This window comes from Thiogranum longum (assembly GCF_004339085.1).
In the GTDB taxonomy this organism is placed as follows: Bacteria; Pseudomonadota; Gammaproteobacteria; order DSM-19610; family DSM-19610; genus Thiogranum; species Thiogranum longum.
On the sequence record NZ_SMFX01000001.1, the window covers coordinates 831,515 to 855,232 of the forward strand.

Consider the following 23,718-nt stretch of genomic DNA (forward strand, 5'->3'; position numbering starts at 1 on the left):
GTGAAACAGCATCGGCTGCACAAGCATCATTTCTCCATGCCTCTGATGCGTTCCAGTGCCGCTTTACTTTTCTCCCTTCTGATACGTTTTTCCGACAGTGGCGGGCACTTGTGATCGTCCCAATACGTTACCTGGCAATCCAGGCAGTAGTGGCACTCATTGGGGTTGATCTCGCCGGTTGGCCGTATCGCCTGGACTTCACATTGCCGGGCACAGATCTGGCAGGGTCGGCCACACTCCTTGCGACGTCGCAGCCAGTCAAAGATGCGAAGGGGTGCCGGGATGGCCAGTGCCGCGCCAAGCGGGCAAAGGTATTTGCAGTAAAACTTGCGGTTGAAAGCCGCTATAACAAGCAGGGCAAGGGCATAGCCCAGTACCACACCATCCCGGTTGAAGTGCAACACAATCGCGGTCTTGAAAGGTTCCACTTCGGCGGCCATGGCGGCGTAGCCGATGGATTGCAGGGACAGGCCAAACAGTGCCACAAAAATAATATATTTCAGTGCGGTAAGGCGTTCATGTACAACTGGCGGAAAGTGATACTCAGGAATTTTCAGCCACCGGGCTATCTTGCTGATCAATTCCTGCAGGGCGCCAAACGGGCACAGCCAGCCGCAATACACACCGCGTCCCCACAGCAGTAGTGTCAGTGCCACGAAACCCCACAGAATAAATATCAGGGGATCGACCAGGAAGGCTTCCCAGCTGAACTGATGCAGAATGGCATTGATAAAAGTCAACACGTGAATAATTGAAAGCTGTGCCAGACTGTACCAGCCGATGAAAAACAGGGTGAAAACCAGGTACCCGGTACGGATGTACTTCAGCAGTGCTGGTCGCCGGGTCAGCCAGTCCTGGAACAACAGTATAAAAACCAGCACGCCAAGTGCGACACACAGTACCGTGATCTGCCACAGGCGTACACGCCATACGGAGACCCAGAAAGGCTCATGGGTCGCACCCATCCACCAGGCCGGGGCCGGGTGGTTTTCTGTTGCCTCGGCAGCAGGCGCGACCACCGGCGCTGTCGACGCTGAGCCACTGGTCGGCACGGGTATTCCACGTGAACGGGCAACCTTGTTGACCGCTTTCATTACGGTTGCGTTCATGACCATGGCCGTAATGGTCGCACCGGTAATTCCGTCTATGGTCACGTAACCCTTTCGCTCCACGCCTCCCAGCTTGACCCGTTTGCGGGCCGATATTCCACGGTACTGGTCAACGTAGTGTTTCAGCTGCTTCTCGGAGATGCCGGCGGCCAGGATGGGTTCGGAGTGCTTGATGATCTGAAGGCCGGTAATCCGGCCATCGAGTCCGAGGCCGACCAGCAGGGTGATCGGTTTTCCGGAATAGGCAGGGATGGCTGCAATGTCTGTGGTGCGCAGTACGTAGCCCAGCAGGCGGTCACCCTTGTAGACCGGTGCCGCGAGTGGATCACCCTGGAACTCACCGACCTGGTCTGCCTGCGGGAAAAAGGTTCGGGCCAGGTCGTCTACAGGGTCAGCGAAAGCGGTACTGATCGTAGCCGCCAGCAGCAGCAAGCAGCCAGCCAGCCAGGCTGGAACAGCGACGAACTGCCGGTAAAACAGCTGTGCTCGATGATGTATTACTGGTGAATTCAGCATGAGTTATGAAAAAACCATCCGTAGCACACTCCCTTGACTGGTGTGTGTCAATCATTAATGGCTATCTTAAGCGCCGGCCGGCCACTCCTGTCATTGATTTAGGTCAAGCTGACTCCGGCACCCGGGTAACCGGCGCTGATTACCGCAAGTATGAATTTGGCCTTATAATGGCAGGCCTGCTGGAAGTAACCGGTCACATAAAGGAAGCGGGCAACAGAGCTTGCCGACCCTCGTATGAATAATATCTTTGTTTTCGATATCGAGACCATTCCGGACATCGAGAGTGGCCGCAAGCTGTATGACTTGCCCGATCTTGATGATGCCGATGTCGCCAAGGCCATGTTTCACCTGCGCCAGCAAGCCACCGGCAGTGAATTTCTGCCCTTGCACCTGCACCGGATCTGCGCCATTTCCGTCGTGCTGCGCCACAAGGACAAGCTCAAGGTCTGGTCACTGGGTGAGCCGGATGCCGGTGAGGCGGAACTGGTACAGCGGTTTTTTGATGGTGTAGAGAAGTTTACGCCCACCCTGGTGTCCTGGAACGGCGGTGGATTTGACCTGCCCGTGTTGCACTATCGTTCCTTATTACACGGCGTGCAGGCGCCGCGCTACTGGGATACCGGTGAAGATGACCGGGATTTCAAGTGGAATAACTACCTCAGTCGCTACCACGCGCGTCATACTGACCTGATGGATGTATTGGCCGGCTACCAGATGCGGGCCAGTGCCAAACTCGACGAGGTGGCGACCATGCTGGGTTTTCCCGGCAAGATGGGGATGAGCGGTGCGAAAGTATGGGACGCCTTTCACGCCGGCGAGGTCGAGGGAATCCGCAACTATTGCGAAACCGATGTGCTGAACACCTGGCTGGTTTACCTGCGTTTTCAATTGATCCGCGGCCACCTGACGCACAAGGCCTACGAGCAGGAGCTGGAATTGCTGCGGGAAACACTGGTGCAGGAAGACAAGCCGCACTTTACTGAATTTCTGCAACACTGGCAGCCATGAGTAAACGTCGCAGAAAACCCAAACTGCCCAACTACCCGGTGCGGGTCACGGTCGAATCCATGACCCACGACGGGCGCGGCGTAGCGCACGTCGAGGGCAAGGCGGTCTTTATTGATGGCGCTCTGCCAGGTGAGGAACTGAGTTTTCTGTACACGGCCAAATCACGCAAACACGATGAAGGCAAGCTGTGCGAACTGTTCCAGGCTTCGGATCAGCGTGTCGAGCCAAAGTGTGCGCATTTTGAAATCTGCGGCGGTTGCAGCCTTCAGCACCAGGCACCCGCCAGCCAGATACTGACCAAGCAGCAGACCCTGCTGGATAACCTGGAGCGTATCGGTAAAGTCACGCCCGAGCGGGTGCTCGAAGCACTGACCGGGCCAGCCTGGGGTTATCGTAACAAGGCGCGGCTGGGTGTGAAATTCGTGCGCAAGAAGGGTCGGGTGCTGGTCGGCTTCCGGGAAAAGCGTAAACCGTATCTTGCCGATATCCGGCGCTGTGAAGTCCTGCACCCTTCGGTCGGTGAACGTCTCGACGAGCTGGCCGGGATGATCCAGGGCCTGCAGGCGCGTGAACGTATTGCGCAGATCGAAGTAGCGGTCGGGGAGCAGGCCACGGTACTGGTATTTCGCAACCTCGACCCCCTGTCAGACAGTGATACACAGCGTCTGAAAGACTATGCAGAACAAAGCGGTCTGCATGTCTGGTTGCAGCCGGGCGGGCCGGACACGGTTGCGCCATTGTGGCCGGAGGATTCACAACTGTCCTATCACTTGCAGGACCATGATATCGAGATGCAGTTCCAGCCAACGGATTTCACCCAGGTCAATGCTGACATCAACCGCGCCATGATTCGCCAGGCGCTGGAACTACTGGAACCGGACAGTGACAGCAAGGTGCTGGACCTGTTCTGCGGGCTGGGTAATTTTACCTTGCCACTGGCGCGAAACGCTGCACAGGTTGCCGGTGTGGAAGGTGATGTCAGGCTGGTGAAAAGCGCACGGGAAAATGCCGCGCGAAACGACATCGATAACGTCGAATACCATGCTGTCGATCTCACACAGGATCCGGCCGGCCAGGGCTGGATGCAACAACAATACGACCGTATCCTGCTCGATCCGCCACGCAGCGGCGCACAGGAAATGATGCCACATATCGCGGCATTGGGTGCCGAACGTATTGTCTATGTATCCTGTCATCCCGGCTCACTGGCACGTGACGCCGGTCTGCTGGTCAACGAACACGGTTACCGGCTGGTTGCAGCCGGTGTTATGGACATGTTTCCGCATACGGCGCACGTGGAGTCCATGGCCATGTTCGAGAAGAGCCATGGCTGAAGCGGGTAATACAGAAACCACAGACGAGCATTACACCTGGGAGCGTGTGATGCGTATTGTCCGTGAACACCGGCGTGAGCTGGTGTGGGCGAATGTTATTGCCATGCTGGCCGTGCTGGTCAGTGTGCCATTGCCCCTGATGATGCCGTTACTGGTTGACGAAGTATTGCTCAAGGAGCCTGCAACGCTGGTCAGCACAATGAACCGGCTGTTCCCGGAAGGCTGGCACGGGCCGGTGCTATATATCACCGCAATATTACTTGCCACCATCGCGATGCGTTTCGCCAGCGTGATATTTACCGTGTGGCAATTACGCGAGTTCAGTTTTATTTCCAAAGATGTTGTGTTCCGTATACGGCGTGATCTGTTGTTACGCTTGCAGCGAATTTCACTGGCCGAGTACGAGGCTATGGGGAGCGGCGAGGTGACGTCACATTTCGTGACTGACCTGAATGCCATCGATACCTTCATCGGCATGTCGGTGAGCAAGTTCCTGATCGCGGTGCTGTCACTGATTGGCGCCGCCGGGGTGTTGTTGTGGATGCACTGGAAGCTGGCGTTACTGATCCTGTTCCTGAACCCGGTTGTCGTGTACTTCACTGTATCACTGGGCAAGCAGGTCAAACAGCTCAAACGTCGTGAGAACCAGGCCTTCGAAGTTTTCCAGGGCGCGCTGACGGAAACGCTGGATGCCATTCAACAGATACGTGCTTCCAACCGCGAAGGTTACTACCTGAAACGCGTCATCGAGCGTGCACGGCAGATCAAGCATGATTCAGCCGCCTTCTCGTGGAAAAGCGATGCCGCCAGCCGCCTGTCATTTTTTGTTTTTCTGGTCGGCTTCGACCTGTTTCGCGCAGTCAGTATGCTGATGGTGCTTTATTCAGGACTCAGCATAGGCGAGATGATGGCGGTATTCGCCTATCTGTGGTTTATGATGGGACCGGTCCAGGAAGTATTGAATATCCAGTATGCCTTCTACAGTGCGCGCGCCGCACTGGAGCGCATCAACAGCCTGCTCGATTTGCGCGAGGAGCCCCGCTATCCCACAGAGCGGAATCCGTTCAAGGGCAGACGTGGCGTCTCGGTTCAGGCGGACAATATTCATTTCTCCTACCGTCCCGATGAACCGGTGCTGAACGGTGTCAGTCTGAATATCGAGGCCGGTCAGCGTGTCGCGCTGGTGGGCGCCAGTGGCGGTGGCAAGTCGACACTGGTGCAGGTGTTACTGGGCCTGTATCAGCCACAACAGGGTCAGATCTGTTTTGATGGTGTGCCTGTCCGGAAAATCGGACTCGAAGTAGTACGCGAGCATGTGGCTACGGTGTTGCAGCACCCGGTACTGTTCAATGACACAGTGCGTAACAACCTGACACTGGGGCGCGACTACCCGGATGAGTCGTTATGGGAAGCATTGCGAGCGGCACAAATGGAGGATGTGGTGCGCGATATGCCACAACAGCTCGATTCACAACTGGGTCGGCAGGGTGTGCGCCTGTCCGGTGGTCAGCGTCAACGTCTGGCGATTGCCCGCCTGCTGCTCAATGACCCGCAGGTGGTTATTTTCGATGAAGCCACCTCGGCACTGGATACCGAAACCGAAGCGCGTCTGCACGAGGCGTTGAAGCCGTTCCTGGAAGGTCGAACCGTGTTGATTATTGCGCATCGCCTGAGCGCGGTGAAACAGGCAGACCATGTTTACGTATTCGAAAATGGTCAGATCGCCGAGCAGGGTACGCACGGGGAGTTACTCAGGTCGGACGGTCTGTACAGTCGTTTATACGGTTGATGGGTGGTGTATCGACTTCAGCCCAGGGTAAAGTAAAACGTTGACCCCTCTCCCATCGTGCTTTCAGCCCAGACGCGCCCCTGGTGACGCTGGATGATGCGCTGGACAGTGGCAAGCCCTATGCCGGTGCCTTCATATTCCTTGCCGTGCAAGCGCTGGAAAGCCATGAACAGCTTGTCAGAGTAGTCGGTGTTGAAGCCGCAACCGTTATCCCGGACAAAGAAAACCTGTTCGCCCTTCTGTTCCATGGCGCCAAATTCAATACTGGTAGTGCCGGTGTTTCTGCTGCTGTACTTCCAGGCATTACCCAGCAGGTTTTCCAGCGCGATGTGTAGCAGATCAATATCACCTTCGGTGTGCAGGTTATCACTGATCCGCCATTCAACCGTGCGGGAAGGGTCCTGATTGTGCAGTTCCCCGGCAATCTCCGTCACGGCCTTTGACAGGTCAACATCGGAGTGACGGATGTCCTTGCGTGTTACACGTGACAGGACCAGCATGGCATCGATCAATTCACCCATATGCCGTGCGGCAGCGGACACGCGTCTCAGGTAATCCTTGCCGGTGTCATCCAGCTGATCGCTGTTGTCTTCCAGCAGCGCTTCCGAAAAACCGTTGATGCTGCGTAGCGGTGCACGCAGGTCATGCGAGACTGCGTAGCTGAAGGATTCCAGTTCCTTGTTGCTCCGTTCCAGCTCCTGTGTGCGAACACTGACCTGTTGTGCAAGATTATGTCGGGCTTGCTGGACTTCGTGAAACGAGGAGAGCAGGGCTTTCCGGGTCATGTGCTGGAAAAGGATAATCAGCGACAGCAGGTAAAGGACAAGCAGAATGGCAAGTATCTGCAGTATCTGACTGGCCTGCCGGCCGCGGTCTATATCCTGGTGGATGGGTTGCTCACCAAGCGCGAGGACTTCCATGGCATTGAGGAATTCGTCGATGGCCGCTTCATGCCGTAGTTCCAGCTGTTTCAGTTTCTCCAGACTGTCTCTTGCTTCAACCAGGCTGATACGATATTCCCACAGGGCTTTTTCATTATTCAGCCATTTGTCGATGACCCGGGAGAGCTGTATGACATGTTCATGCAATACCTGATTGTATTGTGAAGCTTCGAGGTATTGTGCGACGCGTTTTCTCAGTTCAGTGGCAGACTGGGTGAATGTCGCCATGGCGGCAGGCATTGACGAGGAGCCTTCGGCTTTCTCGATAGCCAGCATGGGCGGACGCATGGCATCGAGGAACTGGATAGCGATTTGCGCGTGGTTACCCGTTATGATTCGTGCAGGGATATCCAGTAGCAGCAGTGCTGCAATAAAAGCGACACTGCCGGCCAATGCGGCCATGAGCATACGAAACGTGTTTTTAGGCATTTATTACAACTTCCTGTGCCTGCTACATCCTGTGCGTTAGACCTAGCTTAGCGTAAGGGCCTGGAATTACAAAAAGTGGTTAGTCGATCGGAGCCCTTGATTACAGACGATACCAGCGTTTTGACAGGGCGCTGAACACCCGTTGCGGGTACCAGGTCTTTCCCACGCTACCGTTGTAACGCGCCAGCGCCCGCGTGCGGTCACCTTTTTCCCGGTCGAGATAAAGCCTCAAAATGGTACAACCCATACGCAGGTTGGTATGAATATCGAACAGGTCATCATCGGGACGGCCGATTTCGTCCAGCCAGAATGGCATCACCTGCATCAGGCCGCGCGCGCCGGCGTGTGATATCGCGAAGTGGTCGAAGTTACTTTCCACCTCGATCAGCGCCAGTACCATTTCAGGGGGCAGGTTGGCGCGAGTCGCTTCATAGTGCGCGGTTTTCAGGATCAGCAAGCGTTCTTCAGGGTCGGGGATTTTGCGTGCCAGCCGCTTCGACATGTCCGTCAGCCAGACCTCGGCGTGGAAACGGTCCTCGAAGCTGTCGGAAGATTGCACGGCGTGAATCAGGAGCTCGCGCATTTCGTCATCGGGGCGTTCCTGGGTGGCGGCACCGGCAAGACTACAGTACAGGAGGGTGAGCAAAGGCAGCAGAAAAACCGGCATGCGCCGTGATGACGATTTAATACGCCGGGATAACGAATTAATCAGATCTTCCCTGGGCCAGCTGTGACGTGAGGAAGTCAATAATCCCGTCACGCGCAATATCCTGGTTGTCGCCACCACGGCGCGATTTGTACTCCACCAGCCCCTTGTCCAGATTTTTTTCACCAATTACCACCCGATGCGGTATGCCAATAAGTTCCATATCGGCAAACATGACCCCGGGCCTTACCTCTCTGTCATCAAAAATGACATCCAGGCCGGCGGCCAGCATTTCCTCGTAGAGCGCGTCGCAGGCTTCGCGTACCCGCTGGGACTTTTTGCGGTTCATGCCCAGCAGCGCCACCTGGAAGGGCGCCAACGCCGAAGGCCAGCGAATGCCCTGCTCGTCGTGGTTCTGCTCGATGGCAGCGGCGATGACGCGTGACACGCCAATCCCGTAGCAGCCCATTTGAATGATGATTTCCTTACCATTTTCGTCCAGTACAGTGGCTTTCATGGCACGGCTGTACTTGTCTCCGAGCTGGAATACATGGCCTACCTCGATGCCGCGGGCGATTTTTGCCACACCCTGGCCGTCCGGGCTGGGGTCACCCTCAACCACATTACGGATGTCGGCGACCTGTGGCTCCGGGCAGTCACGGCCCCAGTTGACGCCGGTCAGGTGCTGGCCATCGACATTGGCGCCGCACACGAAATCGGCCAGATGCGCAGCTGCCCGGTCGGCGATGACGGGGATATCCACTCCGACCGGCCCGAGTGAACCGGCACCGCAACCGGCGGCTGCGCGAATCTGCTCGTCGCTGGCCAGGGTCAGGGGTTGCGCCACCTGCTCCAGTTTTTCCGCCTTGATTTCATTCAGGGTGTGATCACCGCGCAGGCACAGTGCCACTACGCCGCCGTCGGCACCTTCAACCAATAGCGTTTTAATGGTTTGTTCCGGATTGACATCCAGTGCCTTGCAGACGTCTTCGATGCTATGTACGCCGGGCGTATCGACAGTTTGCATTGCTTTACCCGGTGCGGGGCGTTCCCCGGCAGGTGGCAAGGCTTCGGCCAGTTCCAGGTTGGCGGCATAGCCACTTGCACTGGAAAATACGATGGCGTCTTCACCGGAATCCGCCAGCACATGGAACTCATGCGACAGGGCGCCGCCGATGGAACCGCTGTCAGCACGCACGGCGCGGAAGTCGAGTCCCAGTCGGGTAAAGATGCGGGTATAGGTGTCGTACATCTGCTGGTAGGTTTCATCCAGCGAGGGCTTGTCGATGTGGAAGGAGTAGGCATCTTTCATAAGAAATTCGCGCGCGCGCATTATGCCGAAACGCGGACGAATCTCGTCACGAAACTTGGTCTGGATCTGGTAATAGTTGAGCGGTAGCTGCTTGTAGCTGCGCACTTCCCGGCGCACCAGGTCGGTGATGATTTCCTCGTGGGTCGGGCCGATGCAGAACTCACGGTTATGGCGGTCGGTGAAACGCAGCAGTTCCGGTCCATACTGTTCCCAGCGGCCGGATTCCTGCCAGAGTTCTGCCGGTTGCACGGCGGGCATCAGCAGCTCCAGCGCACCGGCGCCATTCATCTCCTCACGTACGATGGCTTCGGCCTTGCGCAGCACGCGCAGGCCAAGGGGTTGCCAGCTGTACAGGCCGGCAGCGATTTTGCGGATCATGCCGGCGCGCATCATCAGCTGGTGACTGATGATTTCGGCGTCGGCGGGGGTTTCTTTTACCGTGGAGAGAGGGAAGCGGGAGACTTTCATTCGGATTTTATCAATTAGTAGGGGTCAGGGGCGGGATTGTAGCGGTCGGGGTTGGGGGAGTATAGGTTTTATCCGGGTGGCTTCGAGTCAGGTGGCTTCGAGTTGTGGCCCTGTGCTTGAAACACATCGTCATTCCTGGAAGGTCCCTTCATTCCAGCCCCACATGTGGCGGGCTGCATCGGCGAATTCGATATAGACACGATCGGCGGGGAGGTCCAGGGAGGTATTGAGCAGCTTGCAAAGGCCGCTCGACAGTTCGCCCGTCCGTGATTCTGGCAGGCCGATACTTTTCAGCTCCAGGTAGGCGAGCGGCTCGTCGCTGCCGCCGAATACCATGTCAGGGTTGTGTTCGAGGCTGACCATGACATAGCGCTCGGGTTTGCCCAGTAGTTCGGCGACGCGTGCAGAGGCGTCTTTGATCAGGGTTTTTGCCGTTGTTTCATCAATGGCCTGATTGGTCTGGATTTTAAGCAGGGGCATGTTCGGTCTCCTCCGTCATGGCCGGGCTTCAGGAACAGTTATCCTTGAGATATTTCTTTGATTCATCGATACGGCGACGGGTTTCTTTCTCGTCAAGTCGCTGGACGCTGCCGTCCGGCATGCGATAACGACGGTTACCACCGCGTTCCAGCAGTTGCACGGTTTTACGCGCGTTGTCGCAATTCTGTTTCAGCTGCGCGGCACGTTCCTTTTCCTGGTTCGCCATCTGTGCGTTTTCCCGATCCTGGCCCTGTTTTTCCTCCAGCGCCTTGACGCGGTCCTGCAGGCCGGGGCCGGATTTACCGGACGACGAAGCGGGGGCGTGCGGTGTTTTCATCCGTTTGGCTTCGACCCCGGCAGGCGGGAACTGGCCGAACTGGGTGTTGCCATGTTCGTCTTTCCATTTATACATGGCGGCTTGGGCACCGGCCATGGCCAGTAACAGGATGCCTCCGATGAGTGTCTTAGCAATCATGTAAATCCCCTTGGTTGTCGTCGTATTTCAGATACTTACCACGCGGATACGTGCGCGGCAAGTAATGGGTTCACGGCCGCGGGAGGAAAACGTTGAGGGGGGCGGGTGAATTCATCAAAAACAGGTCTGGATTCTGTCTGAAAAGGGTGGCAATATTAGCCAGTTCTGAACCTGCACTTTTGTGCATGTGCCCGATATACGGGCTTTTTTTCTGGTTTTTATTTTTTGCCTGCACCCGGGAGACAAAACAGGTGGAGCTGACTGGCGCGGAAATTTTTGTACGTAGCCTCGAAGAGCAGGGGGTCAAGCATGTGTTTGGCTATCCCGGCGGCGCGGTGTTGCCGATTTATGATGCACTTGACCAGCAGGACAAGGTCGAGCACATCCTGGTGCGCCACGAACAGGCTGCCACACACGCCGCGGATGGCTATGCGCGCTCCACCGGCCGTCCCGGCGTAGTGCTGGTGACCTCGGGTCCCGGTGCGACCAATGCGGTGACAGGTATTGCCACCGCCTACATGGATTCAATTCCAATGGTGATTTTCAGTGGCCAGGTGCCGACGGCGCTGATCGGTAACGATGCCTTTCAGGAAGTCGACAATATCGGCATCACGCGCCCCTGTGTGAAACACAACTTCCTGGTCAAGGATGTGAAGGATCTTGCGCTCACCATCCGCAAGGCATTTTATATCGCGACCACAGGTCGACCTGGCCCGGTGGTGGTCGATATTCCCAAGGACGTCAGTACGCTGAAGGCGGAGTTCCATTACCCGAAGCGCGTCAAAATGCGTTCCTACAACCCGGTCACCAAAGGGCACCCGCGGCAGATCAAAAAAGCTGTTGACCTGATGCTGTCGGCGAAACGGCCCATGCTGTACACCGGTGGTGGTGTGGTGGTTGGTAATGCCAGTAAGCAGCTGGTGGAGATGACGAAGCTGCTGAACTTCCCGATTACCAACACACTGATGGGTCTTGGCGCCTACCCGGCGACGGACAAGCAGTTTGTCGGCATGCTGGGCATGCACGGGACATATGAAGCCAACATGTCCATGCATAACTGCGATGTGCTGATTGCGATCGGCGCGCGCTTCGACGACCGTGTCACCGGTAATGTTGAAAAATTCTGTCCCTCGGCGAAGATCATTCACGTCGATATCGACCCGGCCAGTATCTCCAAGAATGTCGGTGTCGATGTACCGATCGTCGGACCGGTTGACCAGGTCCTTAAGGAAATGATCGCCCAGCTGATTACCAGCAAGGTGAAACCGGATGCGGCAGCGCTCAAGGCCTGGTGGAAGCAGATCAACGAATGGCGCGCCATGGATTGCCTGAAATACAGTACCGATTGCGAGCACATCAAGCCGCAGGCGGTGGTCGAAACCCTGTACAAGGTGACAAAGGGCAATGCCTTTGTGACCTCGGACGTGGGTCAGCACCAGATGTTTGCCGCGCAGTTCTACAAGTTCGACAAGCCGAACCGCTGGATCAATTCAGGTGGGCTGGGCACCATGGGCTTCGGCCTGCCCTCGGCGATGGGCGTGCAGATCGCGCATCCCAAAAGCACCGTGGCCTGCATCACCGGTGAGGGCAGCATCCAGATGTGCATCCAGGAACTGTCGACCTGCCTGCAGTACGGGTTGCCAATCAAGATCATTAACCTGAATAACGGGTTTCTCGGTATGGTGCGTCAGTGGCAGGAATTCTTTTACCAGGGGCGCTACGCAAGTTCGTACATGGAGTCATTGCCGGATTTTGTCAAGCTGGCCGAGGCCTACGGGCACGTCGGCATGCAGATCAGCAAGCCGGAAGATGTCGAGGGCGCACTGAAGGAAGCCATGAAGCTGAAAGATCGCCTGGTGTTCATGGATTTTCTGATTGACCCGAACGAGAATGTATACCCGATGATCCCGGCCGGCGCCGGCCTGAACGAAATGATACTGGTGTAACGATGCGGCATATCATCTCCATACTGATGGAAAACGAAGCGGGCGCACTGTCGCGTGTGGCCGGGCTGTTTTCGGCGCGTGGCTATAACATCGAGTCACTGACGGTGGCGGCGACTGAAGATCCCTCGCTGTCGCGCATGACGCTGGTGACCACCGGCACCGACCAGATCATCGAACAGATCACCAAACAGTTGAACAAGCTGATCGACGTGGTGAAGCTGATGGATATGTGCGAAGGCGAGCACATCGAGCGTGAAATGATGTTGATCAAGGTGCGCGCCGTGGACAACGGGCGCGAGGAGATCAAGCGGATGGCGGATATTTTCCGCGGACGTATCATCGATGTCACCGACGCCCTGTATACCATCGAAGTCACCGGCACCAGCGGCAAGCTGGATGCCTTTATTGAAGCAATCCCGGCGACCGACATCATCGAAGTGGTGCGCTCGGGTGTAACGGGTATAGCGCGCGGTGAACGCGCCTTGCATGTTTAAACACATTTAAAATCCAGTCAGGGTACAGAGCTATGGCACTAAACATTTATTACGACAAGGATGCAGACCTTTCCATCATCAAGGGTTCAAAGGTCAGCATTATCGGTTACGGTTCACAGGGGCATGCACATGCCAACAACCTGAAGGAATCCGGCGTGGACGTTACTGTCGGTTTGCGCGCAGGTTCGATTTCCGAAGCCAAGGCGAAGAACGCCGGCCTGGCCGTGAAGTCGATTGAAGATGCCGTCAAGAGCGCCGACGTGGTGATGATTCTCGCGCCTGACGAGCACCAGGCAAAGTTGTACCGCGACAAGATCGAACCCAACATCAAGAAGGGCGCGGCACTGGCGTTTGCGCACGGTTTCAATATTCACTACGAGCAGATCGAACCGCGCGCCGATCTCGACGTTATCATGATCGCACCCAAGGGGCCCGGCCACCTGGTGCGCTCCATGTACACACAGGGCGCCGGTGTACCGTCGTTGATTGCAGTATTCCAGGATGCCAGTGGCAAGGCCAGGGATATTGCCCTGTCGTATGCCTCGGCAAATGGTGGTGGCCGTGCAGGCGTGATCGAGACGACTTTCAAGGAAGAGACCGAAACGGACCTGTTCGGTGAGCAGGCTGTGCTGTGTGGTGGTGCGACTTCGCTGGTACAGGCCGGTTTTGAAACCCTGACCGAAGCGGGTTATGCGCCGGAAATGGCTTACTTCGAGTGCCTGCACGAACTCAAGCTGATCGTCGACCTCATGTACGAAGGCGGCATCGCCAATATGCGTTACTCGATTTCCAATACCGCCGAGTACGGCGACCTGACCCGTGGTCCACGCGTTGTTACCGCGGAAACCAAAGCGGAGATGAAACGCATCCTGACAGAAATCCAGAACGGCGAGTTTGCCCGCGAGTTTATCCTGGAGAACCAGGCCGGCGCCGCCACGTTGAAGGCCAAGCGTCGCCTGGGTCGTGAGCACCAGATCGAACAGGTTGGCCAGAAGCTGCGCAGCATGATGTCCTGGATCAGTGATAACAAGATTGTCGACAAGAAAGTCAACTAACCCGTAATCACAGGGGCTGCCGTTGCAGCCCCTTTTCTTTCCGAGCCCCACGCTATGGCGACAGGCCGTTACCCCTACTTTTCCCGTGCCGGCTGGTTGCCGTTTCTGCTGTTTGCCATTACCGGGTTTGTTGTCGGAAATGCCGTCGGCTGGCTCTGGTCGTCGCCTTTCTGGCTGCTCTGCCTGTTTGTCCTGTTTATCTACCGGGATCCGTATCGCGATATACCGGCGAGTCCGCTTGCCGTTGTGAGCCCTGCCGATGGTATTGTTTCTCAGGTGGAAAACGTTCGTGATCCGTATCTGGATCGTGATGCAATTCGCGTCCTGATCAATATGAGCCATATTGGTGTGTACAGCACGCGTAGTCCGGTGGAAGGAAAAGTCATGAAGCCGCCATACGATGGGGGTGCCGACCGACCACACGGCGTGTGGCTGAAAACCGACGAGGATGATGACCTGGTGATTGTCATGCATCGCAGTCCCTTGCACAATCTGCCGCGCTGCTATGTGGGTATAGGAGAACGGCTCGGGCAGGGGCAGCGCTGTGGATTTATCCCGATGGGCGGACAGGTCGAGATCTATTTGCCGTGTAACAGTCGTGTGCAGGTAAAGGCCGGCTCGCACGTACGGGCCGGATCTGATGTAATAGCCCTTCTGGTCCACAAATAGGCTTCGCGCCCGGGCAACAGTATGGACGAAGAACAGCAGACCCGACCTCGTCGCAGGGGTATCTATCTCCTTCCCAACCTGTTTACCACGGCAGGTTTGTTTGCCGGGTTCTACGCCATTGTGTCGGCCATGAGCGGTAACTTCGAGGTGGCGGCGATCGCCATCTTTGTTGCCATGGTTATGGACGGAATCGATGGCCGTGTTGCACGCCTGACCAATACCCAGAGTGAATTCGGTGTCCAGTACGACAGCCTGTCGGACATGGTGTGTTTCGGACTCGCGCCTTCACTGATTATTTTCGAGTGGGCGCTGCGCAGCATGATCGAGCAGGGCTGGATCTGGAACAAGTTAGGCTGGTTGTCGGCGTTTGTGTATACCGCCGGTGCAGCACTGCGCCTGGCACGATTCAATACCCAGGTTGGCAGTGCAGACAAACACTATTTTCAGGGATTGCCGAGTCCTTCGGCTGCCGCTGTGCTGGCCGGACTGGTGTGGTTCAGTGAAGACAATAACCTCAGTGGTGAGGATATGTGGATGGTTGGTGCAGTACTGGCCGCCGCCATGGGTGCACTGATGGTCAGCAACGTGCGCTACTACAGCTTCAAGGAAATCGATTTCAAGAATCGGGTGCCGTTCGTGGCACTGGTGCTTACGGTTTTCGTGTTTGTAGTGATTTCCAGCCACCCGCCCAGTGTGCTGTTTTTCGGTTTCCTGTTATATGTAATCTCCGGGCCGGTATTGACGCTCTACCAGATACGTCAGCGTCGGCGTCAGCGCCGTCAGTCCCAGTAGGTAATATCGTGTATACGTGCGGAAATTTTCTTAATTTTCGCCATATAAATTAGCAATAACGCTAAAACTATATAAAATAATACTAAATTTAGCAGTATTGACAAGTATAAATCTGGGCTATACTTGTCACATATGACCATATCTATTCAAAAACATGACACCGTGGTTGCTGGTCTGATGCAGGATATTCTTCGTCAGGCACAGGACCGTGGCTGGTCGCAGGGCGAGCTGGCCGAGCGCGCTTCGGTTCCCGATTCCAGTATTTCCCGTATTAAAAGAACAGGGCGCGCGGATCTCGCCACGTTGGCCAGACTGGCCAGTGCGGTGGGGCTCAGGTTGACGCTGGTACCGGACAGTGACTTTACGGAAAAACTGACGCGGGGTGATCTGTTCTGATGCAGGATGTGCAGTTCAGTATCTGGACCCGGGCCGGCGGGCAAGCGGTGAAGATGGGTAGTCTCTATGTCACAGACACCGAGGCACGCTTTTCCTATACGGCGGACTTCGTGGACAGTGGTCTGCCTGGCCTGAGCCTGGTTTATTCACCACAACTGTTTGCAGAAACAACCATAGTTCACCACCAGAGTGGTTCGTTGCATCCGCGCTTTCGCGCATTAATACCTCCCGCCGATGAGCAGAATTTCCAGCGCAAGCTGATGCTGGCTTTTTTACGTGAGAAGGGTGTTGAGCCGGGCAGTGGCTTTGCGGCGGATCTTGCCTTGCTGGCCCATACCGGTCACGGCGGGATCGGTCATGTCGATGTATTCCCCGATGACGATGCCGCGCAGCGCTGGTATACCAGCGATGATAGCGGTCCACTGGTACCGATCGGCGATCGTTTCGGTTTCTCGCTCAAGGACATGATTTCCTGGCTGGATGCGGATGCACGATTTATTCTCGAAAGCCTGGGACCGACACCGTCGGTGGGTGGTGCAATCCCCAAGTTACTGGTGGCGATACCGGCGGAAGGTTGGGACGGCCGCATCAGTCTGCCAAATCGTATAGCGCGCGATGATCGTATCGATGTGGTGCTCAAGATCGAACGTACCCAGGCGTACCCCGGGCTTGCTGCACTCGAGGCGCTGGCGCTCGATCTGCATCGCGAAGCCGGTTTTAAAACGCCGCGTTACTGGTTTGCCGAAGTTGGCGGGCTACCGGCGCTGGCGGTGGAGCGCTTCGACCGCAGTGATGACGGGAACCCGTTACCGATGGAAAGCCTGTATTCACTGCTGGCCTCCGGTGCCAGAGATATTGTCCGGCACACGGACGGTTCCCTGGATCGCATCGGCAAAGTGATAGACCTGGCGGAACCCTTGCTGATGGCGGATAAAAAAACCGCAAGAATACATCTGCTGGAGCGTCTGTTGCTGGCCCTGTTAACGGGCAACGGTGATATGCACCTCGAGAACCTGTCGCTTATCGGCGCGGAAGGCAAGGCGCAATTTTCACCTGTCTACGATCCGACGCCCATGCGGGCCTATAGTATGCACAACATGCTGTGCGCCGTGACATTCGGGGAATACGGTGAACACCCGGACGAGGACGACCCCCTGCAGGCAGCGTGTATACAGTTTGCGCATAACATCGGCCTGCGGCGTGCAGACCTGGGGCGTTGTGTAGAACGTCTGCTGGAGGTGACGGCAGGTTATGGCGAGCGAGTCGGAGCGCTGGACACTTTACCCGGCGAGAATCGCGAACGCCTGGAAGGGATTCATCGGGACATGCGGCAGCGTTTGCGCGGGCTGCAATTATAAGCAAGGCCGGAATAATTCGTCATTGCGAGCGTAGCGCGGCAATCTTTCTGGCCAGGTGCCAGTCTGTGTGAGATTGCCGCGCTACGCTCGCAATGACGATTAGTCCTGGTTCGTATTATCAACCCAGTCCGACCAGTCGCTGCGATTCTCGGCGACATGGAACAGGGCTGCAACCACATGACGGTCATACTTGCTGCCGGCTTCCTGCAGTAACTGGTCCAGTGCCTGTTCGATGCTCACAGCCTGCCGGTAGGCGCGCGGGCTGACCAGCGCAACAAAGGCATTGGCTACCGCCAGTATGCGTGCGGTCAGAATAATCTCGTCGCCACGCAGGTGATCGGGATAACCGCTGCCATCCATATGTTCCTGCTTCTGGCGGATGGTGTCGAGTACCGGGCCATCGAAGTCCAGGTCCTCGAGCAACTCCACGCCAAACTGGACGTGGCGCTGCAGCAGTGCCTGTTCTGCCTCGGTCAGTGGCGAACGTTTTGTCAGAACTTCCTTTGGAACAAATATCTTGCCCAGGTTGGCCAGGCTTGCGGCGAGGTCGAGGGATTGCCGTTGTTGTTCGTCGAGGTTCAGCTCGGCAGCTACTGCATTGGCAACTTCCACCATGCGTGCGGTGTGATCGGCGGAGTAGGGGTCATGCAGATCGACGACATGCATGAGGGTTGCGACCAGGCGGCGTAGCAGTTCGGCATGTTTCTGCTGTGCCTGCTGCAAGTCCGTGATGTCGTGCAGTACCAGTAATACGGCATTGTCGCGTTTGCCAACCCGATCGACCGGAATCGCGGAGCACTGAAAGGTTCGTGTTGTTTCGGTGAGCGTGAGTTCAAGCGTATCGTGATGGCTTTTGCGGTCTGACTGCACCTGTTCAACAAGACGGTTTAACGGCGCGGCATTCGCCGGTCCCAGTACGCCTGTCAGGGAGTTTCCAACCAGTTCCTGTGGCCTTGCGCCTGTCGTGCTGGCGATGAGGCTGTTGGCGAACAGAACCTGCTGCTGTTCGTCGAGCAGCAGGATATGCGCTTCGGTATTGTCGGTTACAGCGTGCAGCAGTTCGGTCTGGTTCTGGAGTTCGTGGGTTTTTGCGCGCAGTTCATCGGCATCCTGCATGGCGCGTACGCTGCTGCCATGCCGCCAGGCGGCGACCAGAATGGCGGCAATGAAAAACAGCAACAGCGAGAAAGTGATAATCAGCGAACGGCGGTGGCGGTTGGACTCCTGCAGTGCCTGGGCGGCGTTGACCTCTTGCACCAGAACCCATGGCAGTGAACGTAGCGGGCGGCTGGTGGCAAGTACCGGTTCACCCCGGTAATTGGTAAATTCACCGAACTGACCAGGTTGCATGACCGCGCGGGCGGCCGCAAGTCCTTCACGATCGAGAGGGAGTGTCTTGCGTGTCGGGATGCCGCCCGAGGCTGTCGGCGACAGGTAGACGACCTGCGCGTCCTGTTTTGTAACCAGTAGCGATTCATCGCTGGGCGCCACCGGTACACCGCGGCGCAGCAACGGGTAGATGCTGCGTGCTGCACTATACACACCGAACACAATACCGCTGTGGCTCTGGCCGGATTCGGCGCCGATGACGACCGGAACAGGAACGGCGATACCAAACAGTACACGGTCGTGCGAGTCGGTGACCAGTTGAGAGTATTGTGTTTCGCCGGTTTGTAGTGCCTTGTCGAGGGCAAGCTGGAAGGCCTTGCCGATCTCCGGCATGCCCCGGGTAGCGGCAACAAGACGCCGGTTGTTATCGAACAGTGCAAGTCCCGTGTCATGGCGCTGCGGCAGATTGGCCGGAATGGCCGGTTGTCCGCTATCGGGAGCAAGTCCGGAACGTTCGGCGCTGGCGATAATCAGATTGCGCAGGTAGGTCAGTTGTGCGGGCTCGGCGGAATTTTCTTTTTGTTCGCGTTGCGAGAGTTGCCACAGGTAGAGTTGCACGGAGGCATTGTTGGCCAGTTCGCCAAGTGTTCCACGTTGTTTGCCCAGCCAGCTTTCGATAGCTTCAACGCGTGTTTCGGCCACCAGCCCGAGGCGAATGGCCCAGTCATCCAGGTCACGCTGCCTTTCCCTGTTGACATAGGCATTGATCAGCAGACCGCCCACCAGCAGTATGCTGGCCAGTATCAGTATGCCTTTGCGGATCTGTTGTGTATCTGTCTGGTTCAAATGATCGTTGCGTCCGTGTCAGTTACTCAGGTGGATCCACCAGTGTGATTCGTTGATCGAGTATACCGGTGCATAGTGCACGATTTTCCGGTGCGAGATGACTTCGCTGGTCTGGTTGTCCAGGATCAGGATATCATCATGGTCCGCAACGGCCAGTACCGCGTGTGGAATCCGCAGGTTGGTGTCCTGCAATACCACAATGCGCAGGCTGTCCTGGTCAAATCCGAGCCATAGCAGCGAAAACATTTTGGTGATGGCGTAGTCCTCGCAGTCACCGTTGTTATAGAGAAATTCCTTTGGGACCGCCCAGTAGTCTTCGATGCCATAGTTGTCTATGTCCAGCACGTAGGGCTTGTTGTTGGCATACCGGTTTACGGCCTCCAGCTGTTTGTCGCGTGGCAAATGCTTGAGAGATTCGAGAAATGTCAGCCAGTTCCGCAAGTGGCAGCGATCCAGTTTTGCGCTTGAGCAGTCGCCTTCCGGCACATCGATTAATATATGCCTTTCAAGCGCTTGGACCCATTGTCCGAAGATAGCGGTGTCGGATTGAAGGGTCTGCTGGTAGCCGAAAAGGTTGGTGGGGAACGCTGCAGGGGAGGCCTGAGCAGAAGGGTACAGTACCATCAGTGCGGCAAGCACCAGACCGGGCCAGGGAAGCAGGGATCGAATGTTCAATTGTTTTTGCCAGTTAATTCTTTATAATATTTTGGTAATATACAGCATAATAAGCACAAAACTAACTGGGGAAGCGTCATGGTACAAGACATAATAAAAACAAAACAGTGTCGGAGTTTACTGATGGGGGCAGCTCTGGCGTTCGCCATGCTGCCGTTAGCGCAGGCGGAAGTGAATGTAGATCCGGAGGTTGAGGCGACATTCCAGGAGGGTATTGGCGCCTTGCAGGAAGAGCGTCTGAAAACTGCGATCAGAGCCTTTAGCAAAATTCTTGATATTAACCCCCGTCTGCATCGTGCAAAGCTCGAGCTGGCACTCGCTTACTATCGTTCCTTGCGTTACGAGAAGGCAGAAAAGCTTGCCAAGGAGGTACTTGATAACCCTGCAACGCCTCCTGAAGTACGCGTAACCATCCTGGCCTTTCTTGCCCAGGTCAAACGCGATTCTCAGCAGTATGGGCAGAAGAATGCGTTCAAACCCTTCATTTCCGGCGGTGTCATGCATGACAGCAATGTGAATGTCGGGCCCAATGACAGCATATCCGGGTGGGTGATATTGATCTGAATCTTACCCCCGGGTCACTGGCGAAGAGCGATAATGCCTATGTCGTCAATGCTGGTCTGGATCACCTCTACCAGTCCGGCAAGCGAGTTGAGCTTGGTGAACGTACCGGTATGCTGGTATGGCAGACAAATGCCAGCGTTTACTCCCGCAAGTACAACAAGTTTGATGAATTCGACCTGGCAGTTGCCAGTGTCAGTACCGGGCCTGCTGTGTTGATGTTGAGGCACTGGCGTGCATCTTTGCAGGTGCGTTCGGACTACCTGACACTTGGTGGCCACGCGCTTGGCTGGTTTAACTCGGTTAACCCTTCCATCACCTGGCAGTTCGAGAACGGAGAGTTGAACTGGGATACGATTTATACGCGGCGTGCTTATAACCGTAAGGTCGATGATGGACGCGAGGGCGATTATATTGCTACCGGGCTCAATCTTGGGCGGTATTTCAATAATCGCCAGGTGGTTACCACCCTGGGTGCAAAAGCCATCAAGTTTTTTGCCGATGACGATCAGTTCGGCTACCTGGGTGGCCAGGTGAATGCGGGTGTGAGTACAGATACCTGGCACAATGGTTCGGCCTATGCCCGCGGGCGCATTTCTGCATTTCAGTACGATGGCCGTGACACGCTGTTCAACAAGGAGCGTGACGATGTCGAATATCGTACTACCGTGGGCTTGTTGCATGAGTACAAGGATGACGGTGACCTGCTCAAGGATTCGGTTCTCAGTGTGTATTGGGAAAGAACCTTCAACGACTCAAACATCGGGGCATTGTATAGCTACATACGGAATCAGTGGATGATAAGCCTGACAAGAAGTTTTTAAACGAGGCGAGATAAACGTTCGTCGGAAAACTTTACGTTTATACAGGGGTTTTGGCAACCTCCGGGTGTTGTCTGGCAACCTATTGAAATATAAATAACAATATTCAATATGCCAGGGTAGACCCCAACCCGCCATTGACGGATTTATTTACATTGCTCGGGGCTGTTGGTGTCGCCTGATTCGTTAAAGCCTTGCGGAACATACAGTTTTTCATGACGGCATAATCGTTGCTTGGGCTATATTAATCAGTCTTTAATTTACGTGTCATTGAAATCGGGGATATTCACGATGAATACCGCAAGAAATATCATTGTTGCAAGTATCGCACTGGCTCTGGGGCTGAGTTCTGTAGCCGACGCAGCAAAGAAAAAGGAAGAAGATTCCGCTTACAAATGGGGTCGTTGGGCCATACTCAGTCCGGCTGCTGGCGGTCCCGAGACGTATGTGGCAAAACTCACACCGGAGGCGGCACACAATACCCGTCCCCAGGACAGTGACGAGTTTCATCCAGAACTTGCGGACACGCCTGTTGAAGTCACGAATTTCTGCAGTGCGGGTTCGAATTGTGGCTATGCTACTTACTACACTGATGATGGCATGGTCGAAGCCGCATCGGCTGTTGAGGGCTATGACCAATCCGAAAATAATCCGGGTGGACCGGTTCTGGCCCGATTCAATCTCGAGGCATCGGATTCAGCAGACACATCGACAGGTGTCGAGGCGGCTGCTGTTGGCGGTGGCGCGGGTGGTGTTCAGCAGGTGAATTTCGAAGTCACCGGTACTGAAAATCCGGACTTTCCTGATATTGCTTCTGTCGATATGGAAGGTGAGGGAAGCTATACCGGCACAGTCACCAGTCGCGAGATCGTGCGTGAAGAGAATGGTATACGTGTCACGCAGCAAAGCCAGACTTCAACGCTTACCGAGCAGTTTGACTTCGATGCTGATACTGGTAGCTGGAGTGACGAACAACTGACCCAAACACGAATTAATACGGGTGGTCCTGTAAATCCTCCCATCATCGACTTCTTCTCTGCAAACGGTTACTTTGCCTTTGGAAGTACGCCAACCATTGAACAGATGGAAACATTTGCCGCCGGCAATGTCACGGCTATCTACCAGGGTGTCGTGCTGGATTACAATTCGGCAGTTACCATGGAGTTCAATCTGGGCAATGACACGGTGGTAGGTCGCTTTGCTTCCGAGAATGGATTTAACGGCTTTGAAGCAACAGGTGCTGTGGAGGGAGTGAACTTTACAGCAGCAGATGGTGATAATGGTTTTGTAGGCAGTTTTTTCTCCGGGGGTGAAAATGCTTCCGGTGCAGTAAAGAATGCGACCCAGCTGGGCATTTTCTCTGCAGACCATATTGTCGACGCAAAGTAATAGCCTTTTTCAGGAAAACTACCAGGGCGGATGATCGCAGGATCTTCCGCCCTTGTCGTTTCCGGCCGCCCGGAAATTTGTTGCGGGTTGACTGGAAGCTGAATCTCTCCATACTTGGCGCATGCTTGAGTTATTCCTGATCCGTCATGCCGAGGCTGTTTCGCCCAGCCCGGGTGTCGCTGATTTCGATCGTACGCTGAGTCCGCACGGAGAGCAGGATGCTGTGCGCATGGGTCGACGCCTGGCGGAGTTGGGTTTGGGTGTCGACTGTATGATATCCAGCCCGGCCCATCGGGCCCGGGAGACCGCACGGCTTGTCGCAGCGGAAGTGGGCTTTCCGGCGCACAACATTCGCTATATCGATGCTTTCTATAATGCCAGTGCCGACGTCTTGCTGGCCGAAGTGCAGCGTACCACCCCGACCTGCCGGCATCTTGCGCTGGTCGGGCATAACCCGGGGATCAGCTGGTTGCGGCAGATGTTGACAGGTGATTCGCTGGATATGCCGGCCGGTGCTGTCACGGTCATTCATTTTGATGTCGATGACTGGCAGGTGGTGCACAGTGATACAGGCTGGGTTGCGCACTACGCGTATCCCGCCGGGTTGCCTGATAGTGGCGCGTAAAAAAATATTGCAGACCAGCAGCGGTTTGCCTATAGTTTCCGCTGAACTTACCGTTAGCGATGACATGACACATTACAGCGACAATTCGATGTCCTTTCCGGCCCGGGATCTCCGCGGCCTGTCGCTGTCTGCACGACTGCTGCTGCCGCTGCGCGGCTAATACTCAGCCTGGCGAGGCGAAACGCAACACCCCGAAATAACAGATGAATTTGATGCGCAAGCAGCGCCCGTTTTGGTATGCTGCGTGCGCGGGAC

General features: G+C 55.8%; 22 protein-coding genes. 14 read left to right on the forward strand and 8 right to left on the reverse strand.

The window, feature by feature from the left end:
• Nucleotides 1-26: 26 nt before the first annotated feature.
• Nucleotides 27-1,625, reverse strand: coding sequence for a NosR/NirI family protein (locus DFR30_RS04150; protein WP_132971472.1), 1,599 nt, complete (start codon nucleotides 1,623-1,625; stop codon nucleotides 27-29).
• Nucleotides 1,626-1,859: 234 nt separating this feature from the next.
• Here DFR30_RS04150 and DFR30_RS04155 point away from each other — a divergent pair, with 234 nt between their 5' ends.
• The 3 genes from DFR30_RS04155 to DFR30_RS04165 are packed head-to-tail and all read left to right on the forward strand — an operon-like array spanning nucleotide 1,860 to nucleotide 5,756.
• Nucleotides 1,860-2,633 carry a 3'-5' exonuclease gene (locus DFR30_RS04155; protein WP_132971473.1) on the forward strand — a complete coding sequence of 258 codons (774 nt, stop codon included), beginning with the start codon at nucleotides 1,860-1,862 and terminating at the stop codon, nucleotides 2,631-2,633.
• Complete coding sequence (gene rlmD / locus DFR30_RS04160) at nucleotides 2,630-3,967, forward strand: 23S rRNA (uracil(1939)-C(5))-methyltransferase RlmD (RefSeq protein ID WP_132971474.1); 1,338 nt, start codon at nucleotides 2,630-2,632, stop codon at nucleotides 3,965-3,967. The genes DFR30_RS04155 and rlmD overlap by 4 nt, the downstream gene beginning before the upstream one ends.
• Entirely contained in the window at nucleotides 3,960-5,756 is a 1,797-nt protein-coding gene (locus tag DFR30_RS04165) for an ABC transporter ATP-binding protein (protein WP_132971475.1), read from the forward strand. Before rlmD ends, DFR30_RS04165 begins: the two co-directional genes overlap by 8 nt.
• 17 nt (nucleotides 5,757-5,773) lie before the next feature.
• On the opposite strand, the gene DFR30_RS04170 is transcribed toward DFR30_RS04165, so the two are convergent.
• The 5 genes from DFR30_RS04170 to DFR30_RS04190 form a co-directional block, all read right to left on the reverse strand.
• Entirely contained in the window at nucleotides 5,774-7,126 is a 1,353-nt protein-coding gene (locus tag DFR30_RS04170; RefSeq protein ID WP_132971476.1) for a sensor histidine kinase, read from the reverse strand.
• Between the two features lie 100 nt (nucleotides 7,127-7,226).
• Nucleotides 7,227-7,793, reverse strand: coding sequence for a lytic transglycosylase domain-containing protein (locus DFR30_RS04175; protein WP_132974369.1), 567 nt, complete (start codon nucleotides 7,791-7,793; stop codon nucleotides 7,227-7,229).
• Between the two features lie 37 nt (nucleotides 7,794-7,830).
• Entirely contained in the window at nucleotides 7,831-9,552 is a 1,722-nt protein-coding gene (locus DFR30_RS04180) for a proline--tRNA ligase (protein WP_132971477.1), read from the reverse strand.
• Nucleotides 9,553-9,681: 129 nt separating this feature from the next.
• Entirely contained in the window at nucleotides 9,682-10,032 is a 351-nt protein-coding gene (locus DFR30_RS04185) for a phenylpyruvate tautomerase MIF-related protein (protein WP_132971478.1), read from the reverse strand.
• 28 nt (nucleotides 10,033-10,060) lie between these two features.
• Nucleotides 10,061-10,507, reverse strand: coding sequence for a DUF4124 domain-containing protein (locus DFR30_RS04190; RefSeq protein WP_132971479.1), 447 nt, complete (start codon nucleotides 10,505-10,507; stop codon nucleotides 10,061-10,063).
• Nucleotides 10,508-10,758: 251 nt separating this feature from the next.
• Between DFR30_RS04190 and DFR30_RS04195 the strand changes: the two genes are divergently transcribed.
• The 7 genes from DFR30_RS04195 to DFR30_RS04225 all read left to right on the forward strand — a co-directional run bounded on the left by DFR30_RS04195 (nucleotide 10,759) and on the right by DFR30_RS04225 (nucleotide 17,217).
• Entirely contained in the window at nucleotides 10,759-12,453 is a 1,695-nt protein-coding gene (locus DFR30_RS04195) for an acetolactate synthase 3 large subunit (RefSeq protein ID WP_165869083.1), read from the forward strand.
• Nucleotides 12,454-12,455: 2 nt separating this feature from the next.
• Nucleotides 12,456-12,947: an acetolactate synthase small subunit gene (gene ilvN, locus DFR30_RS04200; protein ID WP_132971481.1), complete on the forward strand. Its 492-nt coding sequence runs from the start codon at nucleotides 12,456-12,458 to the stop codon at nucleotides 12,945-12,947.
• A gap of 32 nt (nucleotides 12,948-12,979) precedes the next feature.
• Entirely contained in the window at nucleotides 12,980-14,002 is a 1,023-nt protein-coding gene (gene ilvC, locus DFR30_RS04205; protein WP_132971482.1) for a ketol-acid reductoisomerase, read from the forward strand.
• A 54-nt stretch (nucleotides 14,003-14,056) separates the two neighbouring features.
• On the forward strand, nucleotides 14,057-14,671 hold the full coding sequence (locus DFR30_RS04210; protein WP_132971483.1) for a phosphatidylserine decarboxylase: 615 nt from the start codon (nucleotides 14,057-14,059) through the stop codon (nucleotides 14,669-14,671).
• Between the two features lie 21 nt (nucleotides 14,672-14,692).
• Nucleotides 14,693-15,463: a CDP-diacylglycerol--serine O-phosphatidyltransferase gene (gene pssA / locus DFR30_RS04215; protein ID WP_132971484.1), complete on the forward strand. Its 771-nt coding sequence runs from the start codon at nucleotides 14,693-14,695 to the stop codon at nucleotides 15,461-15,463.
• 132 nt (nucleotides 15,464-15,595) lie between these two features.
• A complete protein-coding gene (locus DFR30_RS04220) occupies nucleotides 15,596-15,859 on the forward strand; it encodes a helix-turn-helix domain-containing protein (RefSeq protein WP_132971485.1) in 264 nt (87 codons plus the stop codon).
• Nucleotides 15,859-17,217, forward strand: coding sequence for a HipA domain-containing protein (locus DFR30_RS04225; RefSeq protein ID WP_132971486.1), 1,359 nt, complete (start codon nucleotides 15,859-15,861; stop codon nucleotides 17,215-17,217). Before DFR30_RS04220 ends, DFR30_RS04225 begins: the two co-directional genes overlap by 1 nt.
• A gap of 99 nt (nucleotides 17,218-17,316) precedes the next feature.
• On the opposite strand, the gene DFR30_RS04230 is transcribed toward DFR30_RS04225, so the two are convergent.
• Complete coding sequence (locus DFR30_RS04230) at nucleotides 17,317-19,392, reverse strand: HD domain-containing phosphohydrolase (RefSeq protein ID WP_132971487.1); 2,076 nt, start codon at nucleotides 19,390-19,392, stop codon at nucleotides 17,317-17,319.
• Between the two features lie 18 nt (nucleotides 19,393-19,410).
• Nucleotides 19,411-20,067, reverse strand: a complete 657-nt coding sequence (locus DFR30_RS04235; protein WP_132971488.1) for a transglutaminase-like cysteine peptidase — start codon at nucleotides 20,065-20,067, stop codon at nucleotides 19,411-19,413.
• 147 nt (nucleotides 20,068-20,214) lie between these two features.
• On the opposite strand from DFR30_RS04235, the gene DFR30_RS04240 reads away from it, so the two are divergent.
• The 4 genes from DFR30_RS04240 (at nucleotide 20,215) to DFR30_RS04255 (ending at nucleotide 23,463) form a co-directional block, all read left to right on the forward strand.
• The gene (locus tag DFR30_RS04240; RefSeq protein ID WP_207891801.1) at nucleotides 20,215-20,631 is read left to right on the forward strand and encodes a tetratricopeptide repeat protein; all 417 of its coding nucleotides are present in this window, start codon (nucleotides 20,215-20,217) and stop codon (nucleotides 20,629-20,631) included.
• Nucleotides 20,613-21,452, forward strand: coding sequence for a hypothetical protein (locus DFR30_RS04245; RefSeq protein ID WP_132971490.1), 840 nt, complete (start codon nucleotides 20,613-20,615; stop codon nucleotides 21,450-21,452). The genes DFR30_RS04240 and DFR30_RS04245 overlap by 19 nt, the downstream gene beginning before the upstream one ends.
• A 288-nt stretch (nucleotides 21,453-21,740) precedes the next feature.
• The gene (locus tag DFR30_RS04250) at nucleotides 21,741-22,838 is read left to right on the forward strand and encodes a hypothetical protein (protein WP_132971491.1); all 1,098 of its coding nucleotides are present in this window, start codon (nucleotides 21,741-21,743) and stop codon (nucleotides 22,836-22,838) included.
• A 121-nt stretch (nucleotides 22,839-22,959) separates the two neighbouring features.
• A complete protein-coding gene (locus DFR30_RS04255) occupies nucleotides 22,960-23,463 on the forward strand; it encodes a SixA phosphatase family protein (RefSeq protein WP_132971492.1) in 504 nt (167 codons plus the stop codon).
• Nucleotides 23,464-23,718 lie beyond the last annotated feature (255 nt).